This is a genomic window from Brevibacillus sp. FIR094, assembly GCF_050477165.1.
GTDB lineage: Bacteria > Bacillota > Bacilli > Brevibacillales > Brevibacillaceae > Brevibacillus.
In genome coordinates this window covers 148221-169215 of the sequence record NZ_JBEAES010000002.1, presented here as the reverse complement: position 1 = coordinate 169215, position 20995 = coordinate 148221, and the positions used below count along the sequence as shown (strand labels likewise).

Here is a 20995-nt window from a genome sequence, read left to right as displayed (position 1 = left end):
GGGTGAGGGGGAGCGATTCATCATGTTGTCGACTCTTATGAAGCGGTTTCGACGAATACCCTATATTTCATTGGATAAACGTCAATGGATGAAGGCGATGATTCGGCAAGAAGTGGAGAGAGAGAAGAAAGTCGTCATGTTTTATATAGATATCGTCAAGCTGACAGAGGTAGAGAATCGCTATGGCGATACGAGTGCCAAGAGAGTACTTCATATATTTGAAAGCATTTTGCCAGCAGTAGCTCGTCAAGCATTTGAAATCAAAGGGAGAATCATCGCGATTCAAAAGCTGTGGGGCGATGATTTTGCGATCTACACTTCCTTTTCAAAAATGATGAGTGAGGAAGACTGTCAAATGCTCTCGATTCATTTTCAGGAGTTGGCTGAACGACAGTTAAATCGACAAGTGAGCTTCGTCAATCGCGAGGAGCTTCGTGTCCATATCGGGTATGCGGAAATCATCGGAGAAGATATCGTGAAAGAGATGTATACCTCTGTCAAACATGCTGTTCATATGGCCAAATATGGGATTACCTCAGAAAAATATACGAACATCAGACAATTTCACAAGCTGCTTGCAGAAGAAAACGTTCAGATGCACTTCATGCCGATCATTCATTTGCCAAATGGCGAAGCTTTAGGATGGGAGGCGTTGGCGCGAGGGCCAGTCAACAGCCTCTTTGCAACTCCTGCTGCTTTGTTCAATTATGCGCAAGAGACGGATACGGTGTTTCGTTTGGAGCATATATGTCGCAAACGGGCATTGGAGCATATAAGCTACCTGAAACCGCATGAAAAATTGTTCATCAATTTGGACCCTAGGGCGATTGACGATCCGTTTCTATTGCGTGGGAAGGTGCAGATGCTTTTGGCAGAGTATGAGCTGACGCCACAAAACATTGTCTTTGAAATTACAGAGCGCCACGCGATTACGAATTACACTGCTTTTCGAAAAATCATCGAGGAATACCGCAAGCAGGGCTATATGATTGCCGTAGATGATGCGGGTGCAGGGTATTCCAGCTTGGAATCGATTACAGAAATCTACCCAGACTTTATTAAGCTCGATATGTCATTGATCCGCAATATCGATGTCGATCCGATTAAGCAGGCGTTGTTGGAAACATTCGTATCCTTTGCTGACAAAGTAAACTGCAAAATCATAGCAGAAGGGATCGAGACGGAGCGTGAGCTGGAAACGCTCATGGAGGTCGGTGTCATCTATGGCCAGGGTTACTATTTAGGCAAGCCGGACAAAGGGATGGCGCAGCTATGTGGAACGGCTATGAACTTCCTGCGGATTACGATGGAAAAGCGGATTGAGCAAGAAGCAAAACCAATGCTGCCTACTCCGGCTATGACGGAAATCTTGGCGAAAACAATCAGTGTTGAAAAACATGTGAAAGTAAGACGCATCCATGAGATTTTCGAACAAAATCAACGGATTGAAAGCGTGGTAGTGCTGGAGAACAGCATACCGGTTGGACTTGTCATGCGTTTTTCCCTGTATCAAATTCTCGGTGGTCAATACGGAATCGCACTGTATTATGAAAGGCCCGTTTCTCAAATCATGAATACGAACCCGCTCAAAGCTACCAAAGACGACAAGTTGGATGAGGTAGCGAAGCGGGCGATGGCCAGAGATGCTTATCATTGTATGATGTGGTCATTATCATTGATGAGAATGGCGAGTACATCGGTATCGTTACCGTGCAGAAGCTGTTGGACAAAATGGCTTCCATCAAACTCGAGCTGGCGAGCTCTGCCAATCCGCTGACAGGATTGCCGGGGAATGTGCAGATTGAAAGGGAATTGAATCAACGGCTGAAACGGAATGATCATCAGGTGGTCATCTACTGTGATCTCGACCGTTTCAAATGGTTTAACGACCGCTACGGGTTTGAAGTGGGGGATCAGATTATCGTTCGAACTGCGAACTTGTTGCGGGAAGCCTCGAAATGGTACGGAAGCGGGTCTGACTTCATTGGGCATATTGGTGGAGATGATTTTATCCTGATTACGACAGCACAATGTGCGAATGATGTCGTCCTGTTTATCATGGATGCGTTTACGCCGTACTTTTCGGACATTTATGAAAAGCGTAGAATGGGGGACGGTCAGGAGCTCTCGATGTCGATGGCAGGTGTCGTCCTATATGCAGGGAAGTACACCAGTGCGGAACAAGTTGCAGAGAAGGCAGCGTATGTGAAAATGGTGGCAAAGGCGAAGGTAGGAACTGTTTTTATTACCGACTGTGAGCTGCCTGGCGAAGAGCAGATCCGCATCGAGGGATAAATTGGACGTCAATCGATCTCCATGGTAGAATGGGTACGTTAACTTTACAAGGTATGGAGGTCAACATATGAAAAAGGCGCTCATCACCATGGAAAATGGTAACCAAATCGAGCTGGAATTGTTCGATCAAGAAGCTCCGGGTACAGTAGCAAACTTTGAGAAATTGGCGAACGAAGGCTTCTACAATGGTCTGTCTTTCCACCGCGTTATCCCTGGCTTCGTAGCACAAGGCGGTTGCCCTTACGGAACAGGTACAGGCGGTCCTGGTTACACAATCAAATGTGAAACAAAAGGAAACCCACACAAGCATCTGCGCGGTTACCTGTCCATGGCACACGCAGGAAAAGACACAGGCGGAAGCCAATTCTTCATCTTGTATGATGCTTTCCCTCACCTCGATGGCGTACATACAGTATTTGGTCGCGTCACTTCCGGTCTGGAACACATTGATGCAATCAAACAAGGCGATAAGATGGGTACAGTAAACGTAGGATAATAGAAGTTTCATGAACACCGATGAGGGATACCTTGTCGGTGTTTTTTCGTCAGGATGCATACTGGGTCAAGCTGGAATGGGGTTGTAAGCCTATCTATCTGCTGGTATGCTAGAAGATAGGAGATTTTTATATGGGGTTGTTCAAAAAGATGACTTTTTGAACTCGCATGATTGGAGGAAGCAATGGATCTTTTTCATTTTGAATGGAAAACGGTACCGTTTCGCTTAATTGCGTTCGTTATCGCTTTCACTTTGCATGAATGGGCGCATGCCTTTGTTGCCTGGAAGCTGGGTGACAATACGGCGAAATCGGAGGGTCGCTTAACATTAAATCCAATCCCGCATATTGATCCGTTTGGTTTGATTCTCATTCTGTTTGGTCCATTTGGTTGGGCAAGACCAGTGCCGATCAACCCACTGCATTTCCGTGGGAACAAGCGATTAGGGATTGTTTACGTTTCATTTGCAGGTCCATTAATTAACCTGATTCTCGCGGTATTGTTTTACATGGTGTATTTCGTAGTAATTAATTCCGGAGTACTGGTTGGAATGCAAGAAAAAGTGGCTTATGCAATTGATTTGACACTACGTTTTTCTGTTTTGATCAATACAGCTCTTTTTATCTTCAACCTTTTGCCGATTCCGCCATTGGACGGTTACAAAATACTACGATTTTTGTCTCCACGGAGTTGGGATGGAAAGTTTTACAATTATGAAGTCTACGGGCCGTGGATTCTCCTATTACTGATCTTTATTCCGGGGGTTAGCACAATCATTTTTGGTATTCCCCATGGGATTGCACTAGCATGGGTTCAACAAATTGGAAATAGTATCTTAAGCGTGTTCATCTAACGGAAACGAGGGACGTCTTTTGGCTTACAGCATCAAACTTGATTCTTTTGAGGGACCACTCGATCTGTTGCTCCATCTGATCGACAAGGCTGAGGTGGACATCTACGACATACCGATAGCGGAAATTACGGAGCAATACCTCGCGACGATTGACAAGATGCAAGAGCTCCAACTGGATGTGGCCAGTGAGTTCGTAGTCATGGCGGCTACGCTCCTCTCTATTAAAAGCAAGATGCTGTTACCCAAAAAGGAGGAGCATGTCTTTCAGCAGTTCCTCGATATGGATGTAGACGAGATAGACCCGCGTGAAGAGCTGGTTGCGCGTCTGTTGGAGTACAAGCGCTACAAGATGCTTGCCGAGAACTTGCGGGAAATGGAGATCGGTCGTAATCAAGTTTTCACGCGTCCCGCAGAGAATTTGTCACCTTATGCGCGTGAAGATGATCATACCGTAACGAATGTGTCCCTTTACGATTTGATCAACGCGCTGGAAAAGCTGGTGAAGAAAACGAAAGAAAAAGAACCGATGACCAAGGTGTCGCGCGACGAAATCTCCATCAAGGATCGAATGACGGAGATACGACAAGCGGTACGCAGCGGTGGGATGGTTCGCTTTTCTGAGTTGTTTTCCCAAGGTGCGACGCGCACAGAGATTGTAACTACCTTTCTCGCCTTGCTTGAGCTCATGAAGGCTAAGCACATTACGTGTGTACAAAATCAATTGTTCCAAGACATCATCATATGTGAAAACGGAACGGAAGGAGCCCATACCGATGGACTATGACAAGCTGAAAGGCGTAATCGAGGGCTTGCTGTTCATCTCGGGTGATGAAGGAATCGATGCCAAAGAAATCAGTGAAATCACTGAGGTGTCGGAAGAAGAGGTCATCGACTTGATCGAAGACATGAAAGCTGACTTCCGCCGGGCAGGACGCGGTATTCAAATCGTGGAAGTGGCAAAAGCGTATCAGCTGACCACTCTGCCCGAGCATGTGCCCTATTTTGAACGGCTAGCAACATCACCAGGTCAGTCAACGCTATCCCAAGCAGCACTGGAGACTCTCGCCATTATTGCGTACAAGCAGCCCCTGACCCGTTCGGAGATTGAAGAAATCCGTGGCGTTAAATGCGAAAAAGCACTGAACACCCTCTTATCCAAACATCTCATTCGCGAAGCGGGGAGAGCAGAGGGGATCGGACGCCCCATTTTGTACGCGACCACCAAAGAATTTTTGGAGCATTTTGGTTTACGGGAACTGGGCGATTTGCCAGAACCACCAGTCAATCTTGATATTGAAGAAGCGCGACTGGAAGCATCAGCGCTATTCGGAAAAGCAGAAGAACCGACAAACGACTAGTTACAGCCCGGACAGTTTTTCGTACTATCATACGACTCGTCCCCATATACTATGGTACAAACCTGTGTATTGTGGTATAACGACGGCTTTTCTCTTGCCTAATAGGCAGGGTTGAGCCCAAGTTTTCAAATGGGGAGGACGTTTATGAGCATACGAAAATATCTGTCCGGCGTACTCGTCGTTTTTCTTTTTATACAGATGGCACTTACGCCGGCAGCGATGGTAAAAGCGGCTGCAGCTCCACCTAGCTTGTCAGCAGAAGGTGCAGCGCTTATCGATGTAGAGAGTGGGCGGATTCTTTATTCCAAAAACGGTACGAAAAAAATGAGGATCGCGAGCCTGACAAAAACGATGACAGCAATCGTAGCGATCGAGATGGGCAAGTTGGATGCACAGGTAACGGTACCGCCACAAGCAGTAGGCGTAGAAGGCTCATCGATCTACTTGAAAAATGGGGAGAAGCTCACGCTTGAAGAACTGCTGTATGGTTTGATGCTGCGATCTGGCAATGACGCGGCCGTCACCATCGCAACGCACATCGGAGGGTCAGTGCCTGGATTCACTTACTTGATGAATGAAAAAGCTGCGATGATTGGAATGGAGCATACGAATTTCACCAATCCGCATGGGTTAGATGACAGTAACCAGCATTACTCCACCGCGGAAGATATGGCAAAGCTGTCCGCCTATGCCTTACATAATCCGGTGTTTCGTCAAATCGTCTCAACGAAAGTCAAGGATATATCATGGGAAGGCGAGCAGTGGGACCGGCGTCTACTCAACAAAAACAAGATGCTTCACCTATACAACGGTGCTGACGGTGTGAAAACGGGATATACAAAACTCGCGAAGCGCTGCCTGGCTTCCTCTGCTACAAGGGATGGAAGGCAGTTGGCGACGATTACTCTGAATGCTTCTGATGACTGGAACGACTCCTCCAAGCTGATGGACTGGGGCTTTGCGAATTATCCGCTACAAGAGCTGGTCAAGAAAGGGCAGGAGGTAAAGCCTGACACGCCAGTCACATTTGAAACAGGAACTCATCTTGTCACAACAAACGCTTTTCAATATCCGTTGCAAACGGCAGAGGCAGATGGGATTCACAAGCGTGTCGTTATGGGTGAATCAACGGTTACCACGAAGATGAATGGCCAACTGGCAGGGTTTCTTCAACTCTATTTAAAGGAGAAGATGATTGGGCAGGTTCCGTTGCTAGTTAGTGTGGATGCGCCGACTTTAGCAGCTCCGCAAGCTTCACGCTCAATGTGGCAGCCATTTTGGGACATCGTGTCAGGGGGGCTGTGGAGTGCTTAATGTCATCTGGCTCGGTCTCATAGTCATTAGCATTGTCGTTGCCGCCATGACGGGGCGGATGGAAGCAATTAACGCAGCAGCGTTTGAGGGAGCTAAGACGGGAGTAACCGTTAGTCTAGGTCTTCTCAGTGTTCTCGCCTTTTGGATGGGAATGATGCGGATTGCAGAAAAGTCAGGACTCCTTGAGCTATTGGCACGGGTATTGTCACCGATCATCCAAGTCCTTTTTCCCGATGTACCAAAAGGGCATCCTGCTATGGGATACATCCTCTCAAATATGAGTGCAAACTTACTCGGGCTGGGTAATGCAGCAACTCCCATGGGGCTGAAAGCCATGGAGGAGCTCCAAAAGCTAAATTCAGATAAGCAAAACGCTTCGCCTGCCATGTGTACGCTACTGGCGATCAATACGGCGAGCATTACGATTATTCCTACGACGATGATCGCGATCCGCATGCAGTATGGCTCCGTGAACCCCGTAGAAATCGTAGGTACAACGCTATTATCTTCCTTTGCTGCCACCATTGTCGCCCTGTTGATTGATCGCATGTATCGCTATCGGCATATACGAAGACACAGATAGGGGGAGTCCTTATGTACCAATGGGTATCCCTGCTCTCTCTTTGGGCCATTCCCGTTACGATTGCCTTTGTCTTGTTGTATGGGTGGCGAAAACAAGTCCCCGTCTACGAGACGTTTGTAGATGGAGCAAAAGGTGGCTTAACCACTACGATTCGCATACTCCCGCACCTGATCGCCATGATGGTCGCGGTGAGTATGTTTCGGGAGTCAGGAGCATTGGATTTACTGCTTCGCGCGCTCAAACCGCTTCTTGACCTGTTGCATTTTCCGGAAGAACTGGTCCCATTGGCGTTGCTTCGTCCGTTGACGGGAACAGGCTCACTTGCGATTGCAACTGATCTGATCGCGCAGTACGGTCCCGATTCTTTTTTAGGCAGATTGGCAGCTACTATGCAAGGGAGCACAGATACGACACTGTATGTCCTAACCGTTTATTTTGGCGCAGTTGGCATTCGCAATTCTGCTTATGCGCTAAAGGTAGGCTTGTGGTCGGACCTGGCTGGTGTCATATTCTCGCTGCTCATTGTCTCCTACTTTTTCGCTTAAAAAGAGTTCAAATAGCGTAGGCAGTGAAAACTTCCTTATGGATATGGGGAAGTTTTTCCCTTTTTCTTGTCCACACTAGTAAGAATGGGTATGATGTTGTAGAGGTGAACCAACGATGGAACGTTTACAGAAAGTATTGGCGCATGCTGGAGTCGCCTCTCGTCGCCATTGTGAAGAATTGATTGCGCAAGGCAAGGTGCAGGTAAATGGCCAAGTCGTACGAGAGCAGGGAATAAAAGTCGATCCGCTCAAGGACAAAATTGTGGTGAATGGACAGCAGGTTAAGCTGGAGCAACATGTCTATCTTTTGCTGTACAAGCCTACTGGTGTCATTACGAGCGTCACAGACCCACGCGGCAGACGAGTAGTGATCGATCTGTTGAAGGGAATTAAAGAACGGGTATATCCAGTAGGTCGCTTGGATTACGATACTTCCGGTTTGCTGCTCTTGACGAACGACGGGGAGCTCGCCAACAGGCTGGCACATCCAAGCTATGAAATCGATAAAGTGTATCGGGCATGGGTAAAGGGAATCCCTAGTCAGGACGAAGTGCGAAAGCTAGCAACCGGCATTCGTTTGGAAGACGGCATGACTTCTCCCGGTCAGTCCAAATTGTTGAAGACAGAGTCAAGCAGCCAAAGGGCATTGGTAGAACTGACCATCCATGAAGGACGAAACCGCCAAGTGCGCAGAATGTGTGAGGCAATCGGTCATCCGGTGTTAACATTGGAGCGAATCCGTTTAGGGTTTCTCACATTAGATGGGCTAAAGCCGGGCGAATTTCGCAAGCTCACTCAAGAGGAAGTGGAGTGCTTGAAGCGGGGATTGGTTCAGAAGAAACGCAGTTCGCGGTCGAAACATTGATTCGTTCAAAATCTGTTCATAAGTTGTGCGCTGTCGGAAAAACTAGGAACGCTATAATAGAATGGGAAAAGGATGCAATTTATTAGCAGTAGATGGGAGTATGGCGTCATGAACAAAAGCAATCGTACATATGTCAGGATCGCGGTATTGGGTGTTTTGCTTGTAGCGCTGGTCTTTGCACTCTATTCCAGCTTTGTGAAGGACCCCGGTGCTGTGAAAGTAGGAAGCGATGCTCCGAATTTTAGTTTGGAGCAACTGAATGGACCAGAGCTGACTCTGGAAAGTTTGAAAGGAAAGGGCGTTATCCTCAATTTCTGGGGCACCTGGTGTGAACCCTGTAAGGAAGAAATGCCGGCATTACAACAGCAATACACGAAGTTTAAAGACAAGGGATTGGTTGTAGTCGGCGTCAATATCGGAGAATCGCCAGTTGCCGTAGAACCATTTGTGAAGCAGTTCGGGATTGACTTCCCTATTTTGCTCGATCGCCAATCGCAAATTACAAAGCTGTATCGAATCGGTCCGATTCCGACGACCTTTTTCATCGACCCAGATGGAGAAGTGCAAGAAATTTTCATCGGGCAGTTAGATGAAGCGATGATTGAGTCAAAAATAACAAAAATCTTGCCGTAAGTGAGGAGCAACGATGGATCAGAGAAAATGCGAATGCGGTCATACCAACCCGGTTGGGACGCTGCTCTGTGAGTCTTGCGGGAAGCCTTTGAATGTGGAAGTCCACGAGCAGACATCGTTTCCTGACATGCGTTATGAAGGAATGGCAAGACGTTCTCAAACGAATAAGACGAAGGTAATCGATCGAGTCTGGAACTTTTTTTCTTCGGTCAAAATTGCAATCGGTATCATTATTGTCATTTTGGTGGCATCTGCTGTCGGAACTATCTTTCCGCAACAAATGTACATACCGGTTCCCGTACCAACTGATGCAGATGTTGCCCGTTTTTATACGGAAACATATGGAACGATGGGAACGATTTTCTACGGCCTTGGATTTCACAATATGTACTCGTCCTGGTGGTTTGTGACGCTTCTGGTTATGCTCGGTACGTCTCTGGTTATCTGTAGTCTGGACCGCGTAGTACCGCTTTATAAAGCGTTAAAGAAGCCAAGATTGAACCAGCACAAGTCCTTTCTGAAAGGGCAAAAGCTGTTTGCAGAAGGTGAGCTTGCTCCAGAAGCCAATCAGGAAGCGATACTGGACGCCTCCGCTCTGGCCTTGAAAGAAAAAGGATACCGCATTTTCCGCACGGAACGAGCCATTATGGCTGAAAAAGGCCGTTTTAGCCGTTGGGGTCCTTACATTAATCACATTGGATTGATCTTGTTTTTGGTCGGTACCCTGATGCGAAGCCTGCCGGGCTTTTACTTGGACGAGTATGTCTGGGTGCGTGAAGGACAAACAATGGCGATTCCGAATACCCCTTACTACATAAAAAACGAGAACTACACGACAGAGTATTGGTCGAATGAAGAAATGCCGGAGCAACTGGAGCTTAAGGGCGGCGCCATTGTGAAGAGCTACCAGACAGAGGCCATTTTGTATGAAAATAAAAGTGCTGACGTTCCAGGGAAAAAGCCGGATTTGGTAGAAATACAGAAGGGGCCGATCGTCGTGAATCATCCGATGGAGCAGGACAGCCTCTACATTTATCAGAGCGGCGTGCAAGAGATGCAGCTTGGAGCGCTCAATTTTACATTGGTCGATTTGAAAAACAATAAAAAAGAGATCGGCCTTATTAAAATTGATCTGTACAATCCACAGCCCGAGCAAACCATTGCGGATGGGTACACGGTGCGGATTTTGGATTACTTCCCCGATTTTATAATGGGAAAAGACGGGAAGCCAGCGACGAAGACCAATTTGCCTAAAAATCCGATGGTAGCGTTAGAAATCATTGGTGAGAATGGCAAGCATAACGAAAAAGTGGTTTATCTAGAAGGAACCATTCTTACACAGAAAAATGATCCGCGTTACGGACTCGACATCAAAATGCCTGATTTAATCGATATTGCAGGGCTGAATGTACGGGTGGACAAAGCATTGCCACTGATTTATTTCGGTTCATTCATTTTCCTTGCGGGCGTTGTAATCGGGATGTTCTGGCAACATCGTCGGGTTTGGGTACAGACGCAAGAGGGAAGTATCTTGGTAGCAGCTCACACGAATAAAAACTGGTTCGGTCTTCGCAGAGAAGTAAATGGGCTGGTTAAACAAGCGGAGCTCCCTGTCACGATAGAAGATAAAACGCAGGCCAAGGCCTAAAGCTTCAAAGGGGGACAAACAACGTGCAGCTCATTCAACTGAGTGACTGGTTACTGGATATCGCGTTCCTGCTCTACGTCATCTCGTCTATCGTCTTCGCTGTAGCCGTGACGGGTAAAAATTGGGCAGGGCGTGATCCCAAGAAACATGAAGAGCGCTTTGGACGGATTGCGTATTGGTTAGCCGTTATCGGTTTTGTGGCGCAAACGGGGTATGTGATGGCTCGCTGGATTGCCGGCGGCCATAGCCCGACGAGTAACATGTTTGAGTTTATGGCATTCTTGGATTACTGTATTATCCTGGCCTACTTAATTATTTACCGGATCTACAAGCTGACCTCGATTGGAGCGTTCGTCCTTCCGCTTGGGGTTATCATGCTCGCGTACTCGTACGTGTTTCCGAAGGAAATCACTCCATTGATTCCGTCTTTGCAGAGCTACTGGCTGCATATTCACGTGACGACTGCTGCACTGGGTGAAGGAATTTTGGCGGTTGGTTTTGCAGCGGGTCTGATGTATTTGATCCGTACCGTTCCGCAGCATATTTCGACGAAAAGTACGAAATGGCTGGAGATCGTGCTGGCTGTGGTCCTGATGCTCGTTGGATTCATTTTGATGGATTCTACGTTTGCTCGGATGGATCAAAAGACGGTATTTGAGATGAAAAAGGAAGAAATGAATGCAGCAGGACAGATGGTAAAACCGAAAGTGGAGTACATCCTTCCTGCAATTGTTGCTCCTGCTGATTCAACCATCATCAAGGAAGGTCCAATGTCACCACTCTTTGAGGCACCTACCTGGATGGAAGGAAAAGACGCCGCACGCAAATTGAACACGATGCTGTGGTCAGTCCTTACAGGGGTAATTCTGTATGGCGGATTGCGTTTGATTTTCCGAAAACGATTAGGGGCTGCTATCAAGCCGTCCGTTGAGAGTGTCGATCCTGAACTTCTAGACGAGATCAGTTATCGAGCAATCAGTATCGGATATCCTGTGTTTACCCTCGGGGCCCTTATCTTTGCGATGATTTGGGCAGAAGAGGCATGGGGACGATTCTGGGGCTGGGACCCGAAGGAAGTATGGGCATTAATCGTCTGGCTCTTCTACAGTGCCTACTTGCACTTGCGTCTATCCAGAGGATGGATCGGTGCAAAATCAGCATGGATGTCCGTTATCGGGTTTGTCATTATTTTGATTACACTGGTCGTGGTCAACTTGGTCATTGCTGGTTTGCACTCCTACGCTGGGGTGTAAAATTTCCTCGAAAAGCTGGTTTTACCACCAGCTTTTTGGACTATCTTCTAACGGTTTTACGATATTATGAGAGCAAGAGGTGTTTCAGATGGAAAAAATGGCACGTATTCTCGTAGTGGATGATGAAGAGCGCATTCGCAGACTTCTGAAAATGTACTTGGAAAGAGAAAACTTCCTGATTGATGAAGCAGATAATGGAGAGCAAGCAGTCGAAATGGCTGTGGGAAGCGACTATGATATCATTTTGCTCGACCTGATGCTGCCAGGAATGGATGGGATCGAGGTATGCCAGCGTGTTCGTGAATTCAAGGCAACCCCAATTATTATGCTGACAGCAAAAGGGGAAGAAACGAACCGCGTTCACGGGTTTGAGGCAGGGGTAGACGATTATGTTGTGAAACCGTTCAGCCCGCGTGAGGTCATGTACCGGGTAAAAGCGATTCTTCGTCGCTCTTCCGCGACAGCTTATTTGAAGACAGAGACATTCAACAGTCATTCTGTCCTTGTTTTCCCGGAATTGACCATTGACCACGATGCACACAAAGTCATCGCAAGTGGCCAAGAGGTGAGCCTGACTCCAAAAGAGTATGAGCTATTGCACTACCTGGCATTGTCGCCGGATAAAGTGTTTACGCGTGAAGAATTGTTAAAAGATGTGTGGCACTACGAGTTCTTTGGCGATTTGCGCACGGTGGACACGCATATCAAGCGTCTCCGCGAAAAATTGAACCGTGTTTCTCCGCAAGCTGCCAATATGATCGCCACGGTTTGGGGCGTCGGATACAAGCTAGAGGTGCCTAAGTAAAGTGGACGTTATTTTTCGCAGTGTAGTCGGAAAGCTATGGATGACCATTATTGCCTTATTTGCTCTCGTCTTGACGATCTTCAGCTTGTTGCTTGTTCAATCCTTTGACAGCTTTTATAGCAATCGGCAGTCCAAGAATTTGCACGATCTGGCAGATGGCATCGCAATCGGTTTAGCGCAGAGTCCGGATATGACAGCAGCTATGGAGATGGCTTCCAGGTTTGGCTTGGTCCATCATACGGGCATGGTCATTCTCGATGAAACAGGCAAGCAAGTCGGTATGAGCGAGGGGGCTGGGCTCCCGCGTATTCCAGTAGAGCAATTGCTCCAAAATCCTGCCTTGCGTTTGCCTGATGCGCTGGCAGGTAAGCATCCTGCTCCCAAAACGATTTATATTAATGTGGAGAATTCCGCTGATCACACGAACAACAAGCATGAAATGCTTGCGGTCGCTGTGCCTTTAGAAATAGCAGCAGGGAAAACGGGTGCAGTGGTCATGTATCAGGCGATTGAAGATTTTGACGATACGGTTAGTGAAGTCAGATTTTTAATCTTTGTGGTTGGAGTCATCGGATTCGTCTCTACCACTGTATTCGCCTTTTTCCTCTCATCGCGTCTTACGATTCCATTACGTCAGATGAAAGAAACGGCGCATCGCATAGCGGAAGGGGACTTTCATGCTGAAATCCCGATTAGGACCCAGGACGAAACAGGTGAACTGGCGGCTTCGTTTAACACGATGGCAAGCAAGCTCAATCAGTTAGTCGATGCACTGTCCAAAGAGAAGGAGCAGCTGGCGAGCGTTCTTAGAAGCATGGTAGATGGTGTTGTGATGATAGATGCGAGCGGCAAGCTGGCTGTAACGAATCCTCCAGCAGAACGATTCCTGCGAGATTGGGATTTTGAGCATTCGGATGAGCCTGTGCCGCTGTTCTTGTTCTATCAGCGGGTTTTGCAAACCGGACAGGAAGTGACAGAGGATATCCCTGTTCAAGGGCGGATATGGTCCGTTGTCATGGTGCCTTTGAATGATCGGGATCAAATCCGTGGAGCTGTTGCAGTTCTTCGGGACATCACACAGGAGCGTAAGCTGGATAAGATGCGTAACGATTTTGTGGCTAACGTATCACATGAGCTGCGAACACCTTTATCCATGTTGCAAGGATACAGTGAAGCGATTGTGGACGATATCGTGGCTACACCGGAAGAGCATAAAGAATTAGCGCAGATCATCTATGACGAGTCAGCGCGTATGACCAAGCTGGTGAATGAATTGCTTAGCTTGGCACGGATGGAAGCGGGGCATGTTGAATTGTTCCAGGAGACGATGGAACTGCGTCCGTATTTGGAGCGTATTCAACGTAAATTTACCAATTTGGCGAGAGAACGCGAAATCCATCTCTTCCTGAAGTATCGACGATGCACACCCATGTGTTTATGGATCCTGATCGCATGGAGCAAGTGTTAACGAACTTGATCGATAACGCACTGCGCCATACGCCAAGTGGGGGAAGCGTCACCATACGTGCTCGCGGAGATAAAACGTTGCTGGTTGAGATAAGCGATACAGGCAGTGGTATTCCGCAAGAAGATTTACCGTTTGTTTTTGAGCGATTCTATAAAGCAGACAAGGCTCGCACGCGTGGACGACTAGGTGGAACTGGCCTTGGACTAGCCATCGCGAAAAACCTTGTCGAGGCACACGGGGGTACCATCAGTGTGCAAAGTAAACTGGGTGAGGGAACGACTTTTACAATCGCCATGATGCTGCATAAAAACAAATAGGAGTGTAGAGAGAAATGATCAAAACGATCTTATTTGATGTTGATGGGGTTATGTTGAGTGAAGAGCGTTACTTTGATGCTTCTGCATTGACAGTGTGGGAATTTTTGTATAGCCAGCAGTATGTGGGGCTTGCAGGGGAGGAATTCTCACCTGCTCCAGAAGAAGCGCAAATCAGACGAGTGCGCGAGCAAGTTTTCGCTCATGATGAAGTGCTGAATTTCATCAAGTCACGTGGAATCAACTCCAACTGGGACATGGTTTTCCTCGCGTTTTCCTACCAGTTGATTCGTTTAATTGAAGCGGTTAAAACGCAAGTGCCAGAAGCAACGAGCCTTCTCAGCGAACAAATTGATCGACCGCAACTGGCAAAAGTGAAAGAGTGGGCAGCCACTTATGCTCCTGATTTCCAAGTAGACTACGCAGCGTTCACCGCTGATTTTGCCAAAGGTTCCGCACAAAAAGCAGACATGCTGCTCTACTTGAATCAAATTGCAAAAGAGCGTTGCAGTGTTTCAACAGAAATGTTCTCTCGCAATAGTGATCTTTGGCAGCTGATTCAAAAGACGTTTCAAGAATGGTATCTCGGTGATGAGCGCGTGGCGGCATCAATTGGCCGTGAAACCATGCAGCCAGGCAAGAAGGGCTTCTTGTCAGACGAGATTCCGATTGTACCACCTGCAGAAATGGTCGAGTTGTTCCGCACGTTAAAAGAAAAAGGATACACACTGGGGATTGGAACAGGGCGCCCTACCATCGAGACGCATGTTCCCCTCAGTGAGATGAACATATTGGAATGGTTCGACCCGAACCGCGTCGTAACTGCCTCTCACGTGCTCGATGCGGAAGAAGAGTTTCCTAGCTTTGCGCCGATGTCCAAGCCACATCCTTACTCCTATGTAAAAGGATTGCTCGGACTCGATGCACCGATTAGCGATGCTGTCCATTTTTCATTGCCAATCGAAAATGGAGAAGAGGTGCTGATCGTAGGCGATTCACTCGCAGATTTTCTAGCGGCTCGCTCCATCGGTTGCAAGTTTGCAGCGACATTGACTGGACTGTCTGGTCAAGACGCGCGCAGCAAGTTTGAAGAGGAAAAAGCAGATTATATTCTGGATGATGTTCGCGATATCCTTTCCATTCTGTAGATAAAAAAACTCCGCCGTATGTAGAAACGGCGGAGTTTTTTTATTCCCAACAAATCGATTGTAAACATTTGAAACGAAAGGCATCAATCAAAAAGGATTCAATCATGTCCGTCCTAACGATTACTTCAAAAGAACCGTCTTCACGAGAAAAAAACATGACATCCGTATAGTCTTTGTTCCCTTCAAAATAACGGCGAACTTCTTTCACACGCTCTCGCATTGATTCGGTTTTGACGATGAATTGGAAAGAAGCGCCCTGCTCTGAAACAATTTCCTTTATCTCGATTTCTTTTTCATCATAGGTGTAATGAAACAAAAGGATTCCTCCTCACCAAATAAAATAGCGCAGGTAAACGTAGAGATGAGCAATCATGATAGAGATAATCATCAACGGAAAGGCGACCTTCATAAAGCTGAAAAAGCCGATATGATATCCTTCCTTTGAGGCCAAGCCAGCTACAATCACGTTGGCACTCGCGCCAATCAAGGTACCGTTTCCTCCTAAGCACGCCCCGAGTGCAAGGCTCCACCAAAGAGGCTCCAGGTTGGTGATCCCGAGGGCTCCCATTTCCTTGATCATCGGAATCATGGTGGCAACGAACGGGATATTGTCAACAAAGGCAGAAGCGATTGCACTCAACCAGAGGATCAATAGGGAGGTCTTCAATGGATCTCCACCCGTCAGATTCATTGCTTCTGTTGCGAGCTTTTTGATCACGCCTGTTTCCACTAAACCAGAGACGAGAACAAACAAACCGATGAAGAAGAAAATCGTATTCCACTCGACTTTGCTGATCGCGTCTTCTAAATAATGCTCTCCAGTAAGGAGGAGCAAAAGAAAAGCTCCAGTTAAAGCGATAGTTGCCGACTCCAAATGAAGGGCCCCATGGAGCATGAAACCAATAATGGTTAACCCCATCACCGTCAAAGACTTTTTCAATAAACGGCTGTCGGTAATTTCATCGCGCTCATTTAACTGCATGATTTTTGCACTTAACTCAGGTGACGTTACTAACTGCTTGCGATAAATCAAGACCAAGCAAACAACGGTTACAGCCATAATCACGATGATTATTGGGCTCAAGTTCACAAGAAACTTCATAAAATCAAGCTCCGGTACAGAACTGCCAATCATGATATTCGGTGGATCACCGATCAATGTAGCCGTTCCTCCGGCATTAGAAGCGATAATCTCACTGATTAAAAAAGGAATCGGATTGAGCTCGAGCTGGCGGGCGATGCTAAACGTCACAGGTACGATGAGAAGGACAGTGGTAACGTTGTCCAAAAAGGCGGAGGCAACGGCCGTGATCAAGCTCAGGTAGACGAGGATGCGAATCGGTTGGCCCTTTGCGACCTTTGCCGCACGGATGGCCACATACTTGAAAACGCCGGTCTGCGCCGTTATGGCAACCAAGATCATCATCCCAATGAGTAGACCGAGCGTGTTAAAGTCGATATGGTGAATTGCTTGTTCTTGTGTAACGATCCCGAACAAGACCATAAGAATTCCGCCGGACATGGCGACGATGGTTCGATGTAACTTTTCGCTAATAATAAATGCATAGGTAACTAAAAAGATAGCAATAGCGAATAATGCCTGGTTCGTCATAAGAAGCTCCTTCCAAGATGTATAGAATTATCTTGTCCCATTATAGCGCTAACCAAAATAAGGGTAAAGAAAAAGACCCGGCATATGGCCAGGCCTTTTTCGTATGGAAAGGAGAACCTACAGCTCAATTTGTGTAACGCTTTTCACTTCCGCCAGCTCGCCCATCGTATCGAGAAGCTCTGGCGTCAATGGTTTGTCGACAGAGAGCATCATGATCGCGTCTCCACCAATATCACGGCGTCCTACCTGCATCGTTGCAATGTTCACGCTGTTTTCACCCAAGATGGAGCCGACACGACCAATTACACCCGGACGGTCATTATGGTGAATGTAGAGGAGGTAGCCCTCAGGCGCTACGTCAATAGCAAAGTCATCAATTTTCACAATGCGCGCACCGTAACCATTGAGTCGTGTTCCAGCCACTGTGCGTGTCTCTTGCGTCGTTTTTAAGCTAACGGTCAATAAGTTCGTAAAGCCTTTGTTTTGTGCTGCCTTTTGCTCCGTTACGGTGATGTCACGCACTTTTGCCAGAATCGGTGCGTTCACATAGTTGACTTCCTCGCCTAAGCGGAAGGACAGTACACCTTTAAGGACAGTACGAGTCAGAGGAGAGGTGTCTACTTCCGTCAACTCACCGCTATATTTAATCGATATCTCCGAAATGGAACCTACCGTCACTTGGGCAAGGAAATGGCCCAGCTTTTCACCCAATGTAAAGTAAGGTTGAACTTTTTCCATTACGTGCGCAGGGATCGAAGGCAAATTCACTGCGTTTTTGAATGGCTCGTCACGAAGAACCTTCAGGATTTCTTCCGATACGTCTACGGCTACGTTTTCCTGTGCTTCAATGGTCGAAGCTCCTAGATGTGGAGTCGTTACCACTTGTGGCAGACCGACGAGAGGGTTGTCTACAGGTGGTTCTTCTTCGAAAACGTCCAGAGCTGCCCCCGCGACTTTTCCAGTGGTAATCGCTTCGTAGAGAGCCTTCTCGTCAATGATTCCCCCACGAGCGCAGTTGATCAAGCGAACGCCATCTTTCATTTTCGCGAATTCACGCGTGCTGATGATATGGCGCGTTTCTTTTGTCAGCGGAGTATGGACGGTAATGAAATCTGCTTTGCGGCAAATTTCATCGACAGTTGCGTTGGTTACACCGATCTTTTGTGCACGTTCCTCGGTCATGAAAGGATCGAAGCCCATGACGGTCATGCCAAATGCTTTCGCACGCTTCGCAACCTCTGAACCGATACGGCCCATCCCGAGGACTCCCAGTACTTTGTTATTCAACTCAACCCCTTGGAAGCTTTTGCGATCCCATGTACCGTCTACCAGCTTCTTATGCGCTTGAGGGATGTTACGAGCGACAGCCATCAGCATGGCAAACGAATGCTCTGCAGTAGAGATGGTGTTGCCGTCTGGAGCGTTGATGACTGGAATACCTGCTTGGGTGGCAGCGTTGATATCAATGTTATCGACCCCAACACCCGCACGACCGACTGCCTTCAGCTTTTTGCCGGCAGCGAGTACTTCTGCTGTTACTTGGGTTTGGCTGCGCACGAGGAGTGCATCGTAATCGCCAATCACATCGATCAGTTCGGCAGGGGAGAGGTTTGTTTGACGAACCACTTCTACATCAGAAGCGTCCAAGAGCTGTTGAATTCCAAATTCGCTAAGTGGGTCAGTAATGAGTACTTTATACATGTGCAATGAGCACCTCCTGAGCAGCTTTTACACCAGCACCCAGCTCTACTGGGGCACCGATTTGGTGAAGCGACAATTCGATGGCAGAAATGACTTGCAGTACATCCAATGGCTCGCAATAACCCATGTGCCCGATACGGAAGATCTTGCCTTTCAGGTGCTGCTGGCCGCCAGCAATCGTGATGTTGAATTGCTGAGTTAACATTTTGCGGAGAGCTTCTGCATGAAAGACACCAGCAGGATCACAAGAAGTTACGGTCGTCGATGCGTACTGATCTTCCGCCATGAGTTTGATGTTTAATGCTTTCATCGCTGCGCGAGTCATGTCTCTCATCAGTTCATGGCGCTTTACGATAGCTGGCAAGCCTTCTTCCTCCAACATATCCAATACTTCAGCGAGACCGAAAATAAGGGATACAGCAGGCGTATATGGTGTTGTTTGCTCTGCCAAGCTCTTGCGGTATGCTTTCAGGTCCAAATAGAAAGCGAGCGATTTGTTTTGCTCAATCACTTGCCATGCGCGTTCACTCGCAGCGAGGAAGGCAAGGCCTGTTGGCAGCATGAAAGCCTTTTGCGAGCCTGTTACCACTATATCGACACCCCAAGCGTCCATCTCGCATGGAACCGCACCAAGGTTGCTTACCGCATCCACAATGAAGAGGGCGTCCGAATGTGTGCGGATTGCTTTCGCCAAATCAGCAATCGGATTTTCTACCCCAGTGGATGTTTCACAGTAGGTTGCAAATACGGCTTTTACCTGCGGCTTTTTTTGCAAGAATGTTTCAACTAGCTCAGGTGTTACGGCGTTTCCCCAAGGCACTTCTAACCGATGGGCGATTACACCGTAACGTTCGCAAATTTTTGCAAAGCGCTCACCAAATGCACCGCTGACGAGGACGGCAGCTTCATCGCCTGGTTGGAGCGTGTTTACGACGCCCATCTCCAGCGCGCTCGTTCCGCTACCTGCCAAGATGTATACGTCCTGCTTGGTGCCAAAGTAAGGCTTCAGTCTTTCAGCAGTACGGGCGAAGAGAGCGGAAAATTTGCCGCTGCGATGTCCAATCATCGGTTGATTCATTGCTGTTTGAACACGTGCTGGAATGGGGGTAGGACCAGGGATTCTCAAGATCATTTTGTCTGTAAACATGGTTTTCTCCTCCTATATATGTGCATATCAAAAAAACCTCCCGTTCTCACACTGCTCCTATTACAGAACAGTGAGGGACGAGAGGCTTTGCTTCGCGGTGCCACCCTCATTCGCTCTTTTTTTCTCAAAAAAGAGCCTTGGTAGGTACATGACCTAAAAGAGATAACGGATCTACCGTTTGCGTCTACTGGGGTGGTGAACCCTCTTTTCAACGCAGCAGCTCAGAAGTGCTTAACCGTGGGAGAAATCGCCGATTCGCAGCAACCATCGGCTCTCTGGGGATTTCTCGATCACAGCGTTTCTTCGTCAACGCCGTTGTTTTATAAAGTGTTTCGTAAGATTTGTACTTACGATATCACGTCAAAATAACACCGTCAAGAAGAAAAACGAGAAAAAATGAACATTATTTATTTTAAGACGGTTATCGTTCGTGAATAATACTCATTTTTGTGCTGGGAACACGTTGAAAATGACCAAAACACGAACATTAAGATATTGACATCACAAAAAATGGAAAAAACACGTTTTAATGTTCGGTTTTTGCTGTTGCTTTTATCATACCGAAAAATATCACAGAAGAAAGAACAGGAAGTTGTCGATCATTCGTTCAGTGGAGGAGAGGAGGATATAATGAAAAACCTCTTACATACCGGAGTACGTAAGAGGTCTCTTCCATTAGTAGATGGAATACTATTCCACTTTAATAGAGTCGGTCGGGCATCCTTCAGCAGCATCACGAACATCGTCATGCAGGATATCCGGGATTTCAACGCTGTTAGCATTGTCATCCAACTTGTTGAACGCAAGGCCCTCATCGTCGTAATCAAAGACGTCAGGAGCCGTGGCGCCACAAGCACCGCAAGCAATACAAGTATCTTTATCTACCCATGTAGTCATCGTGGTTTCACCTCCCATACCGAAGTGGTACGTCCACTATCATAGACCATTGTATGCTCTT

The 20995-nt window shown here is 47.3% G+C and carries 20 protein-coding genes, 1 pseudogene and 1 other annotated feature; of the genes and pseudogenes, 16 read left to right on the top strand and 5 right to left on the bottom strand.

Features of this window, described 5'->3' with window-relative positions; translation table 11 throughout:
* The first annotated feature begins 22 nt into the window (after positions 1–22).
* From ACQ5DJ_RS02060 to ACQ5DJ_RS01985, 16 genes and pseudogenes are all read left to right on the top strand, one after another.
* A complete protein-coding gene (locus tag ACQ5DJ_RS02060; protein ID WP_429840973.1) occupies positions 23–1777 on the top strand; it encodes an EAL domain-containing protein in 1755 nt (584 codons plus the stop codon).
* Positions 1732–2295 carry a GGDEF domain-containing protein gene (locus tag ACQ5DJ_RS02055; protein WP_429840972.1) on the top strand — a complete coding sequence of 188 codons (564 nt, stop codon included), beginning with the start codon at positions 1732–1734 and terminating at the stop codon, positions 2293–2295. Before ACQ5DJ_RS02060 ends, ACQ5DJ_RS02055 begins: the two co-directional genes overlap by 46 nt.
* A gap of 67 nt (positions 2296–2362) precedes the next feature.
* Entirely contained in the window at positions 2363–2791 is a 429-nt protein-coding gene (locus ACQ5DJ_RS02050; RefSeq protein ID WP_144616096.1) for a peptidylprolyl isomerase, read from the top strand.
* Between the two features lie 183 nt (positions 2792–2974).
* On the top strand, positions 2975–3643 hold the full coding sequence (locus ACQ5DJ_RS02045; protein ID WP_392428764.1) for a site-2 protease family protein: 669 nt from the start codon (positions 2975–2977) through the stop codon (positions 3641–3643).
* A 19-nt stretch (positions 3644–3662) separates the two neighbouring features.
* Positions 3663–4427, top strand: a complete 765-nt coding sequence (locus ACQ5DJ_RS02040) for a segregation/condensation protein A (protein ID WP_392428763.1) — start codon at positions 3663–3665, stop codon at positions 4425–4427.
* Positions 4417–5001 carry an SMC-Scp complex subunit ScpB gene (gene scpB / locus ACQ5DJ_RS02035; protein WP_429840971.1) on the top strand — a complete coding sequence of 195 codons (585 nt, stop codon included), beginning with the start codon at positions 4417–4419 and terminating at the stop codon, positions 4999–5001. Before ACQ5DJ_RS02040 ends, scpB begins: the two co-directional genes overlap by 11 nt.
* Before the next feature lie 144 nt (positions 5002–5145).
* A complete protein-coding gene (locus ACQ5DJ_RS02030; RefSeq protein ID WP_429840970.1) occupies positions 5146–6315 on the top strand; it encodes a serine hydrolase in 1170 nt (389 codons plus the stop codon).
* Complete coding sequence (locus ACQ5DJ_RS02025) at positions 6308–6898, top strand: nucleoside recognition domain-containing protein (RefSeq protein WP_429840969.1); 591 nt, start codon at positions 6308–6310, stop codon at positions 6896–6898. The genes ACQ5DJ_RS02030 and ACQ5DJ_RS02025 overlap by 8 nt, the downstream gene beginning before the upstream one ends.
* Positions 6899–6909: 11 nt before the next feature.
* The gene (locus ACQ5DJ_RS02020; RefSeq protein ID WP_429840968.1) at positions 6910–7443 is read left to right on the top strand and encodes a spore maturation protein; all 534 of its coding nucleotides are present in this window, start codon (positions 6910–6912) and stop codon (positions 7441–7443) included.
* 115 nt (positions 7444–7558) lie between these two features.
* Positions 7559–8308 (top strand): pseudouridine synthase, encoded by a 750-nt coding sequence (locus ACQ5DJ_RS02015; RefSeq protein WP_429840967.1) that lies wholly within the window; start codon positions 7559–7561, stop codon positions 8306–8308.
* Positions 8309–8416: 108 nt separating this feature from the next.
* Positions 8417–8941 (top strand): thiol-disulfide oxidoreductase ResA, encoded by a 525-nt coding sequence (gene resA, locus ACQ5DJ_RS02010; RefSeq protein ID WP_376898559.1) that lies wholly within the window; start codon positions 8417–8419, stop codon positions 8939–8941.
* 13 nt (positions 8942–8954) lie between these two features.
* Entirely contained in the window at positions 8955–10589 is a 1635-nt protein-coding gene (gene resB, locus ACQ5DJ_RS02005; RefSeq protein WP_429840966.1) for a cytochrome c biogenesis protein ResB, read from the top strand.
* Between the two features lie 23 nt (positions 10590–10612).
* A complete protein-coding gene (gene ccsB / locus ACQ5DJ_RS02000) occupies positions 10613–11842 on the top strand; it encodes a c-type cytochrome biogenesis protein CcsB (protein ID WP_429840965.1) in 1230 nt (409 codons plus the stop codon).
* Between the two features lie 88 nt (positions 11843–11930).
* Positions 11931–12647, top strand: a complete 717-nt coding sequence (locus ACQ5DJ_RS01995; protein WP_012686105.1) for a response regulator transcription factor — start codon at positions 11931–11933, stop codon at positions 12645–12647.
* Between the two features lies 1 nt (position 12648).
* Positions 12649–14432 (top strand): annotated as a pseudogene (locus ACQ5DJ_RS01990) (ATP-binding protein).
* Between the two features lie 14 nt (positions 14433–14446).
* A complete protein-coding gene (locus ACQ5DJ_RS01985) occupies positions 14447–15577 on the top strand; it encodes an HAD family hydrolase (protein ID WP_429840964.1) in 1131 nt (376 codons plus the stop codon).
* Positions 15578–15617: 40 nt separating this feature from the next.
* Here ACQ5DJ_RS01985 and ACQ5DJ_RS01980 read toward each other — a convergent pair whose 3' ends face one another.
* From ACQ5DJ_RS01980 to ACQ5DJ_RS01960, 5 genes are all read right to left on the bottom strand, one after another.
* A complete protein-coding gene (locus ACQ5DJ_RS01980) occupies positions 15618–15893 on the bottom strand; it encodes a hypothetical protein (protein WP_429840963.1) in 276 nt (91 codons plus the stop codon).
* A gap of 12 nt (positions 15894–15905) precedes the next feature.
* Positions 15906–17189 carry an SLC13 family permease gene (locus tag ACQ5DJ_RS01975; protein WP_429840962.1) on the bottom strand — a complete coding sequence of 428 codons (1284 nt, stop codon included), beginning with the start codon at positions 17187–17189 and terminating at the stop codon, positions 15906–15908.
* A 117-nt stretch (positions 17190–17306) separates the two neighbouring features.
* Positions 17307–18890: a phosphoglycerate dehydrogenase gene (gene serA / locus ACQ5DJ_RS01970; protein ID WP_429840961.1), complete on the bottom strand. Its 1584-nt coding sequence runs from the start codon at positions 18888–18890 to the stop codon at positions 17307–17309.
* Entirely contained in the window at positions 18883–20037 is a 1155-nt protein-coding gene (locus ACQ5DJ_RS01965) for a pyridoxal-phosphate-dependent aminotransferase family protein (protein WP_429840960.1), read from the bottom strand. Before ACQ5DJ_RS01965 ends, serA begins: the two co-directional genes overlap by 8 nt.
* Before the next feature lie 70 nt (positions 20038–20107).
* Positions 20108–20356: a binding site (T-box leader), on the bottom strand.
* A 371-nt stretch (positions 20357–20727) separates the two neighbouring features.
* Entirely contained in the window at positions 20728–20934 is a 207-nt protein-coding gene (locus tag ACQ5DJ_RS01960) for a ferredoxin (RefSeq protein WP_007724004.1), read from the bottom strand.
* Between the last annotated feature and the right edge of the window lie 61 nt (positions 20935–20995).

Coding starts and splice junctions, on each gene's coding strand:
- ACQ5DJ_RS02060 (WP_429840973.1), top strand. CDS start 23: ATGTTGTCGACTCTTATGAAGCGGTTTCGACGAATACCCTATATTTCA.
- ACQ5DJ_RS02055 (WP_429840972.1), top strand. CDS start 1,732: ATGGCTTCCATCAAACTCGAGCTGGCGAGCTCTGCCAATCCGCTGACA.
- ACQ5DJ_RS02050 (WP_144616096.1), top strand. CDS start 2,363: ATGAAAAAGGCGCTCATCACCATGGAAAATGGTAACCAAATCGAGCTG.
- ACQ5DJ_RS02045 (WP_392428764.1), top strand. CDS start 2,975: ATGGATCTTTTTCATTTTGAATGGAAAACGGTACCGTTTCGCTTAATT.
- scpB (WP_429840971.1), top strand. CDS start 4,417: ATGGACTATGACAAGCTGAAAGGCGTAATCGAGGGCTTGCTGTTCATC.
- ACQ5DJ_RS02030 (WP_429840970.1), top strand. CDS start 5,146: ATGAGCATACGAAAATATCTGTCCGGCGTACTCGTCGTTTTTCTTTTT.
- ACQ5DJ_RS02020 (WP_429840968.1), top strand. CDS start 6,910: ATGTACCAATGGGTATCCCTGCTCTCTCTTTGGGCCATTCCCGTTACG.
- ACQ5DJ_RS02015 (WP_429840967.1), top strand. CDS start 7,559: ATGGAACGTTTACAGAAAGTATTGGCGCATGCTGGAGTCGCCTCTCGT.
- resA (WP_376898559.1), top strand. CDS start 8,417: ATGAACAAAAGCAATCGTACATATGTCAGGATCGCGGTATTGGGTGTT.
- resB (WP_429840966.1), top strand. CDS start 8,955: ATGGATCAGAGAAAATGCGAATGCGGTCATACCAACCCGGTTGGGACG.
- ACQ5DJ_RS01995 (WP_012686105.1), top strand. CDS start 11,931: ATGGAAAAAATGGCACGTATTCTCGTAGTGGATGATGAAGAGCGCATT.
- ACQ5DJ_RS01985 (WP_429840964.1), top strand. CDS start 14,447: ATGATCAAAACGATCTTATTTGATGTTGATGGGGTTATGTTGAGTGAA.
- ACQ5DJ_RS01975 (WP_429840962.1), bottom strand. CDS start 17,189: ATGACGAACCAGGCATTATTCGCTATTGCTATCTTTTTAGTTACCTAT.
- serA (WP_429840961.1), bottom strand. CDS start 18,890: ATGTATAAAGTACTCATTACTGACCCACTTAGCGAATTTGGAATTCAA.
- ACQ5DJ_RS01965 (WP_429840960.1), bottom strand. CDS start 20,037: ATGTTTACAGACAAAATGATCTTGAGAATCCCTGGTCCTACCCCCATT.
- ACQ5DJ_RS01960 (WP_007724004.1), bottom strand. CDS start 20,934: ATGACTACATGGGTAGATAAAGATACTTGTATTGCTTGCGGTGCTTGT.